The 7,681-nt window shown below is 43.0% G+C and carries 9 protein-coding genes; all 9 read right to left on the minus strand.

All coding sequences use genetic code 11. The features are described 5' to 3' along the window. Positions 1 to 22: 22 nt before the first annotated feature. Entirely contained in the window at positions 23 to 1,531 is a 1,509-nt protein-coding gene (gene atpA / locus ABID56_RS11730; RefSeq protein ID WP_354221437.1) for a F0F1 ATP synthase subunit alpha, read from the minus strand. A 17-nt stretch (positions 1,532 to 1,548) separates the two neighbouring features. Further along, on the minus strand, positions 1,549 to 2,094 hold the full coding sequence (locus ABID56_RS11735; protein WP_354221439.1) for a F0F1 ATP synthase subunit delta: 546 nt from the start codon (positions 2,092 to 2,094) through the stop codon (positions 1,549 to 1,551). Next, positions 2,091 to 2,576: a F0F1 ATP synthase subunit B gene (gene atpF / locus ABID56_RS11740; protein ID WP_354221453.1), complete on the minus strand. Its 486-nt coding sequence runs from the start codon at positions 2,574 to 2,576 to the stop codon at positions 2,091 to 2,093. Before atpF ends, ABID56_RS11735 begins: the two co-directional genes overlap by 4 nt. A 215-nt stretch (positions 2,577 to 2,791) precedes the next feature. After that, positions 2,792 to 2,998 (minus strand): F0F1 ATP synthase subunit C, encoded by a 207-nt coding sequence (gene atpE, locus ABID56_RS11745; protein WP_354221441.1) that lies wholly within the window; start codon positions 2,996 to 2,998, stop codon positions 2,792 to 2,794. Positions 2,999 to 3,045: 47 nt separating this feature from the next. Beyond that, entirely contained in the window at positions 3,046 to 3,768 is a 723-nt protein-coding gene (gene atpB / locus ABID56_RS11750) for a F0F1 ATP synthase subunit A (protein WP_354221443.1), read from the minus strand. Position 3,769: 1 nt separating this feature from the next. Continuing rightward, a complete protein-coding gene (locus ABID56_RS11755) occupies positions 3,770 to 4,159 on the minus strand; it encodes an ATP synthase subunit I (protein ID WP_354221445.1) in 390 nt (129 codons plus the stop codon). After that, positions 4,156 to 4,371 carry an AtpZ/AtpI family protein gene (locus ABID56_RS11760; RefSeq protein WP_354221447.1) on the minus strand — a complete coding sequence of 72 codons (216 nt, stop codon included), beginning with the start codon at positions 4,369 to 4,371 and terminating at the stop codon, positions 4,156 to 4,158. The genes ABID56_RS11755 and ABID56_RS11760 overlap by 4 nt, the downstream gene beginning before the upstream one ends. A 201-nt stretch (positions 4,372 to 4,572) precedes the next feature. Continuing rightward, positions 4,573 to 6,687, minus strand: a complete 2,115-nt coding sequence (locus ABID56_RS11765) for a S8 family peptidase (RefSeq protein WP_354221449.1) — start codon at positions 6,685 to 6,687, stop codon at positions 4,573 to 4,575. Positions 6,688 to 6,845: 158 nt separating this feature from the next. Beyond that, positions 6,846 to 7,475, minus strand: a complete 630-nt coding sequence (gene upp / locus ABID56_RS11770) for a uracil phosphoribosyltransferase (protein ID WP_354221451.1) — start codon at positions 7,473 to 7,475, stop codon at positions 6,846 to 6,848. Positions 7,476 to 7,681: the final 206 nt, after the last annotated feature.

The following is a 7,681-nucleotide window of genomic DNA, read 5'->3' on the forward strand; positions in this document are numbered from 1 at the left end:
TTATTTAGAGACTAGCTCCTTATTATTGCGATACGACAAATGTGTTTTTGAAGTCGCTAATGACTTTATCAAACGCTTCTTTGTCAGGTAATTGACCTGTTTCACGGATATGGCTAAGTACTTCATCACCGTGTTGTTTTAGGTAAGCATGTAGTTCTTCTTCGAAACGAACAACATCTTCAACCGGGATGTCGTCTAAGAAACCATTAACAAGTGCATAAATAATCGCCACTTGGTATTCAACACGTTGCGGCTTGTTTAGGCCTTGTTTTAGGATTTCGACTGTACGTTGACCACGGTCTAGCTTAGCTTGTGTTGCTTTATCTAAGTCAGAACCGAATTGTGCGAATGATTCTAGCTCACGGAATGACGCTAAATCTAAACGCAATGTTCCGGCAACTTTCTTCATTGCTTTGATCTGTGCTGAACCACCGACACGGGATACGGATAGACCAGGGTTGATCGCTGGACGTACACCGGAGTGGAATAAGTCAGACTGTAAGAAAATTTGTCCGTCTGTAATGGAGATAACGTTTGTCGGGATGTATGCCCCGATGTCACCTGCTTGTGTTTCAACGAATGGTAGGGCTGTAATCGAACCGCCACCTTTTTCGTCACTTAACTTCGCTGCACGCTCTAGTAAACGAGAGTGTAGGAAGAATACGTCACCTGGGAATGCTTCACGTCCTGGTGGGCGACGTAATAGAAGTGAAAGCTCACGGTAAGCCGCTGCTTGCTTCGTTAAGTCATCATAAACGATTAAGACGTGTTTACCGTTATACATGAACTCTTCACCCATTGATACACCTGCATATGGTGCTAGGTATAATAATGGTGCTGGTTCAGATGCACCGGCATTCACAACGATTGTATAGTCAAGTGCTCCGTGTTGGCGGAACGTTTCAACAACACCGCTAACCGTTGAGTCTTTTTGACCGATTGCGACGTAAATACAAATAACGTCTTCTTCTTTTTGGTTAAGGATCGTGTCAACCGCAACAGATGTTTTACCTGTTTGACGGTCACCGATTACTAATTCACGCTGACCACGACCGATCGGTACCATGGAGTCGATAACTTTAATACCTGTTTGAAGTGGTTCTTCAACGGATTGACGGTCCATAACGCCAGGTGCTTTTGCTTCGATCGGGCGCGTTTTTGTCGTTTCGATTGGGCCATTACCGTCTACTGGTTGACCTAATGCGTTGACGACGCGTCCGATTAAATCTTCACCTACTGGAACTTGCATAATACGGCCTGTACGACGAACCTCATCACCTTCACGAATTTCTGTGAATGGACCGAGGATGACGATACCGACGTTGTCTTCTTCTAGGTTTTGGGCCATACCCATGACACCGTTTGAGAATTCAACGAGCTCACCAGACATAACGTTGTCAAGACCGTGTACACGTGCGATACCGTCACCAATTTCGATAACTGTACCGACATCATTGACTTCTATATCTGAATCATAGTTTTCGATTTGCTGCTTAATCAGCGCACTGATTTCTTCAGCTTTGATGCTCATCCATTTCACCCCTATCTTTACTTGTTTGCAGACACAACGCTCTGTTCAATGCGTTGAAGTTTACGAGCGACTGTACCGTCGTAAATTTGGTTTCCGACGCGTACTTTTAATCCACCAATAATGCTTTCATCGACAATGTTTTCAATGCGAAGGGTGTTTTTGTTTAACTTTTTCGCAAATGTGTCTCGGATTCGCTCTTTATCTTCATCTGAAAGTGCATGAACAGAATAAACAACAGCCTCTGCAATGCCTCTTGCTTCATTTTTCATGTCCACAAAAGACGTCACAATGTTATCTAAATCGTTAATGCGACCGTTGTCGATTAACACGAATAATAAGTTTGTCACAGTTTGTGTCGTATCTTTAAAGACGTCTCGCACAAACTGTTTTTGGTCGTCTTTTGATACGCGTGGATTATCAAAAAAAGCTAATAATGTGTCGTCTTGGTCAAACACCTGACGCACTGCTGTTAATTCTTCTTCTAGTTGAGGTAAGTTAGACTGTTCTGTTCCGAGTTCAAACAATGCAATGGCATAACGGTTCGCTACTGCTGATTGACTCATTTGCTCTTCCCTACTTCTTCTAAGTATTCGTTAATCAGCTTTTCTTGTTCATCCACCGTTAATTCTTTCTCAATTACCTTGCTTGCAATTTGAACAGATAAAGTCCCAACTTGTTCTTGAAGTGCTTGGACAGCACGCTCTTTCTCTTGTTCGATTTCTTGGCGTGCATTGTCTTTAATACGTTGTGCTTCTTCTTTCGCTTCAGCAATCATCGTATTTTGTTCAGACTTCGCTGTTTCTTTCGCATCTTCAATGATCTTTTGCGCGTTTTGACGAGTGCCTTGCAATTCGTCTTGCGCTTCTTGCATGAGACGCTCAGCTTCTTGTCTGTTCTTTTCTGCTGTATCAATTTCATTCGCAACATGTTCTTCACGTTCTTGCATGACGTTCATAAGTGGGCGCCAAGCAAACTTCGTGATCAATGCTAAAAGAATGATGAACATGATTAACTGGATAATCATACTACCAGCATTAAATCCCATTTCAGCGTTTAAAATAAACAAACGTGGGTCTAGCACAGCCTTCACTCCTTTCGCCTAATCATTCATTTAAGGCTTAAAAGGAAAATCGACTACAACCGCCAATTAAGCGAAAGTTCGGTTTCCTTTTAGACATCTTGTTTCAATCTAACATAAAGGAATGGCGAAGCTTCTAATGTCACTTCGCCATTATGTCGCTGTCATGTAATAAGGGTTTATTACATAACCATGAATGCAATAACTACGGCAATGATCGGTACCGCTTCTACTAGGGCTACACCGATGAACATTGTTGTTTGTAGAGCACCACGTAATTCTGGTTGACGTGAAATACCCTCGACTGTACGACTTACGATTAAACCGTTACCTACACCAGCACCAAGTGCCGCTAAACCTACTGCGATTGCAGCTGCTAATAATTCCATTTTATGATCCTCCTCTAATTGTGTAATAAAATGATTTGTTTATCATGTTAATGGTCATCGCTCACTTTGTGTGACATATAAACCATTGTTAACATCACGAAAATAAATGCTTGGATACCACTAATAAATAGTTTGAATCCTTGCCATAATAATGTTGGCACAACACCAGCGACTGCTTCCATCGCCCCGGTTGCCATGAAACCAATGAGTAAAGTTAATAAAACCTCACCTGCATAGATGTTACCGTAAAGACGCATACCTAGCGTCAATGTGTTGGCAAACTCTTCAATAATCTTCAGTGGAAATAAAATTGGTATTGGTGAGAAAAACTCTTTTACATAGCCTTTCGTCCCCTTCAGTTTAACACCGTAATAATGCGTTAATGCCACAACCATAACGGCTAGCGTTAACGTCACACCCGGGTCAGCTGTTGGCGATTTCCACCAAAGTTCGCCATCGTAAACAACCATGAACATAATACCAAGTACGTTGGCAATAAATATGTACATGAGAAGTGTTAACCCTAATGGAAGGAAACGTCTTCCCGTTTTCCAGTCCATTGTACTCGAAATCATGCCTTTGACGAAATCGACAATCCATTCAAGGAAGTTTTGGAACCCTGTCGGCTTTCGTTGTAAGTTGCGACTACCGATGACAGCAATAATAAAGACAATAAGGGCCGCAACAAATGTCATAATCATATTAGAAATGTTGAAATCTAGCCAACCGATCCCAAAGGCATCTTCGATTTTAGGAGAACCGTGATCCACATCATTCACCCCTTTTCGTAGTGGTAGTCTCTTTGTGATGGAAAATAAAATCTATCATAATGACAAGATAAGGTGTCATTAAACCTGCTATTGCTGCGAAAAGATTGATGTGTTCGGGAAATCGAGTTGCGAGTACAACAATTAAGATCGCTGCTGCAAAACGAGATAACATCCCGAAAGATTTCGCTGCTTGGTTGTTCGCTGCTTTTTCACCGATAACATCAACACGTTTTTGCAATAAAAAGAGGTTGAACAGGCCTACTAGTAAACCTAAGATCAATCCAGCAAAAACGGGCTTATAATCAGTCAATCCCCAACCTGCAAATGAGATGGCTAATGCGTAAAGCATCCACTTACGTTGACGGTTTGCCATTGTGGCATAATCAGTCATGATGTGTCGTCTCCTAAATACTTATTAGCTAATTGAATCGTGCCATACACACCTGCGGCTAAGCCAAAGAACAACCCGATAATTAAAAATAGAGGGCTTGTCTGAGTGACACTATCTAACCACCGTCCTGCAAAAATGCCGACAATTGCCGATCCGGACAAGTAGCTTAAAATAGCTGATGTGATTGCCATCCCTTTTAGTGGATGCTTCATAAGCGTAACCTACCAATCACAAAAATTCAGACTAACTCGTGCAAAATAAACCCTTTTCATAAGACGAAGTGGGTGTGATTTTTCATCATATTTCGTCTTTAGGCCTAAACATTCCACACTAGATTAGCATACAATAGCACCTATTATAAGTCAATTGATATCAGGAGGAAATTCCGCCGATTTTTATGACAACCTTGTGACTTATGATTGGTTAAACTCAAGCATACGAAAATGCGTTCCATCACTGTCTTCTGTCTTGATCATGATGTAGTGAACACCAGACTGCCACGATGTCATGTCGATTGATGTTTCGTGTGCCCCTGGTTCAAGTTGCGTCTTTTCAACCACTGTATCCACGTGGGTAAAAAACGCATCATACACGTCTATTGTAAGGGCTTTCACTTGCTGAGACAAATAATATGTTAAAACGAAGTCATTTGGATCGAACGGCTTTGTTGTCACTTCGACATTCACACGTGGGTGTTCGGCTGATTCATTTACCCATAAATAAGGCATTGTGATCGATTCTGAATTTAGTTGCAAGGATAGGTAACCTTCATGAATACCTTTTGTTAATTGATCTGGGCGAAAATGGGCTTTGACCTCGAATGTTTTGTGTTCGTTTGCGGGGATTGTTTGTGTCAGTGGCAGTTCCCAACGAATCCCATTTTGACGTTTCGGAATGTCCCAATTGATAGTTAATGATTGATCGCCTGTATTACGAATGGTGACAGATTGTGTTTGAGCTTGTGATTCGGGTGTTATTTTGCCGAAGTTCAGTTGTGGTGAATCGATTTCGAATGATTGTTGGAAAAGCGCTTCGGTATCTAACCAACCTGCGCCGATTTCAGTGGGCCGGCTTTCTTGATCGGGAATTTCAGTATGCGTCAATAATTGCTGCTTCAACTGGTGCGGTGTCGCTTGCGGCTGCTGTTCTTTTAACAACGCTAAAATACCTGAAATATACGGCGCAGCCATACTGGTCCCTTGAAATGATGCATAACCATCAGGGACGGTGCTGACGATATCAACACCAGGTGCAAGTATATCTGGTTTTATCGACCAATCGCGTGTCACCGGCCCTCGCGCACTGAACGGGGCAATGTCATTCGGCACCGCTTCTGTCGAGATCTCGATCCAATCGTCTGATTCGCGTAATGTTTTCGCTTCAGCATCAGTCAGGTACATCACAGGCATGGGAGCTGGGACAAATGACCATTCGTTGGGATCGTCATCCGAATAGATGATTAATGCTTCGGCTTCTTGTTGAATCGCTTCACCGACGATTTCAGCATACGACCGGTTCGCTTTCGGTGTTAAGATCGCTTTTCCGACTGATTTTTCTAGTTGATCGAAATTAGGTGCATGAACGAACGGCATTTTCTCTTCTTCAGGCCACGGAGCGCTATTCGGTATCGCTTTGATGGGGATCGGTTTGTGGCCGAATATATTCAATATGGGTCGAGATTGATTGTATGATCCCGCTGCGACTGTTATCGCATGTTTCGCTGTCGCCGGTGTCGCAACACTCCACGGATCAGGACCGCTATTACCAGATGCGACGACAATAAGTGTACCTAAATCAAACGCTTGATTAACAGCTTGTGCTAACGGCGTATCAGGTGAATTCACATCCGTCCCGAGCGATAAATTGATAATGTCCATATCATCGTTGACCGCTTGTTCTAACGCAGCAAGCACATGCGCGGACGTCCCCGTACCACCTGGCCCTAATGCGCGGTAAGCATAAATACCAGCATTCGGCGCAACACCATGCATATCCCCGTTCGCCGCAATGATACCCGCAACATGCGTGCCGTGGTTCGTCGGAAAACCGTCTTGTTGTGTCGATTCCATCGGGTCGTCGTCCAAATCAATAACGTCATAGCCGCCCTGATAAGTATTTTTTAAGTCTGGATGGTTGTAATCGATACCCGTATCGACGACTCCGACTTTGACGCCTTGACCGGTTGCTTTAGTTACATTTAGTCGATAATCGGGCATGGTTAATGATTGTCCGTTGGCAGATGATTGAATGGCTGGCGTTTTGTACTCTTTTGATTGTGTGACTCTTGTCACCCATGTTTCTTGATGCAATTGAGCGATGTCATTTTTATCACCTTTGACAGCAACAGCATTGAGCAATGTGTCATATGTATCGATGATCGTTAGAAACGGATAATCTCGGGTTATGTCGTCGACTGCTTCATCAACGTTTTGATCCACTTCAATAATCCACGGTAATTCATCCGCTGACGTTGGTGGCATATTTAATATGGCAATTACGATTATGGGCATCAAAGTCAAAAAACGCATCGACATCACTCCTCCGCACATAGTTTGAGCGAACTCAAGGGAAGATATGCGACACGTTTTCTAACACGTCCCTATGATTGTTAGACATTTTTGCGGGATTGTCAGACAATCTCGGAAAAGGCCTAAAAAAACGACAGCGCGGGGCTGTCGTTTCTGCGTTATTTTGTCCCGAACAGGCGGTCACCTGCGTCGCCGAGACCTGGAATAATATAGCCTTTTTCATTCAATCGTTCGTCTAAACCAGCGACATAAATATCAATGTCAGGATGCGCCTCTTGCACGGCTTCTACACCTTCTGGCGCTGCGATTAAGCACATTAAACGAATGTACGTTGCGCCGCGTTTTTTCAATGAATGGATCGCTTCGATAGCCGAACCACCTGTCGCAAGCATTGGGTCCGTTACAATTAACTCACGTTCATGAATGTCAGACGGTAATTTAATATAATATTCGACCGGTTTAAGGGTCTCTGGGTCACGGTACAACCCGACGTGACCAATCTTCGCAGCCGGAATTAAATCAACAATGCCGTCAACCATACCTAAACCAGCGCGTAAAATCGGGATAATCCCTACTTTTTTACCGGCTAACACTTTCGACTTCGCAGTGTCCACTGGCGTTTCCACTTCCACTTCTTCAAGCGGCAATTCGCGTGTAATCTCAAACATCATAAGTGCCGAAACTTCATCAACGAGCTCGCGGAACGCTTTCGTGCCTGTGTTTTTATCACGGATGAATGTCAGTTTGTGCTGAATCAACGGATGATCAAATACGTAAACTTTACCCAATACGAACAACTCCTTTTAACAATATCTCTTGAATTTTATCGAAAACTGTTGGCTCATGCAATGTTAATCATAAAAAATTATCATCTGACACACAAAAAAGTGGTGAGCATCTAGACTGACCTAGTAAAATGAGACAAAGATAAAACACCTTCTTAGGCTACTTTTTCTCCAAACTTAATTGGAGGAAGGTAGCCTAATTTTTCTTG

Source organism: Alkalibacillus flavidus (genome assembly GCF_040545925.1).
Classification (GTDB): domain Bacteria; phylum Bacillota; class Bacilli; order Bacillales; family Alkalibacillaceae; genus Alkalibacillus; species Alkalibacillus flavidus.

Coding starts and splice junctions, on each gene's coding strand:
- atpA (WP_354221437.1), bottom strand. CDS start 1,531: ATGAGCATCAAAGCTGAAGAAATCAGTGCGCTGATTAAGCAGCAAATC.
- ABID56_RS11735 (WP_354221439.1), bottom strand. CDS start 2,094: ATGAGTCAATCAGCAGTAGCGAACCGTTATGCCATTGCATTGTTTGAA.
- atpF (WP_354221453.1), bottom strand. CDS start 2,576: ATGGGATTTAATGCTGGTAGTATGATTATCCAGTTAATCATGTTCATC.
- atpE (WP_354221441.1), bottom strand. CDS start 2,998: ATGGAATTATTAGCAGCTGCAATCGCAGTAGGTTTAGCGGCACTTGGT.
- ABID56_RS11755 (WP_354221445.1), bottom strand. CDS start 4,159: ATGACTGATTATGCCACAATGGCAAACCGTCAACGTAAGTGGATGCTT.
- ABID56_RS11760 (WP_354221447.1), bottom strand. CDS start 4,371: ATGAAGCATCCACTAAAAGGGATGGCAATCACATCAGCTATTTTAAGC.
- ABID56_RS11765 (WP_354221449.1), bottom strand. CDS start 6,687: ATGCGTTTTTTGACTTTGATGCCCATAATCGTAATTGCCATATTAAAT.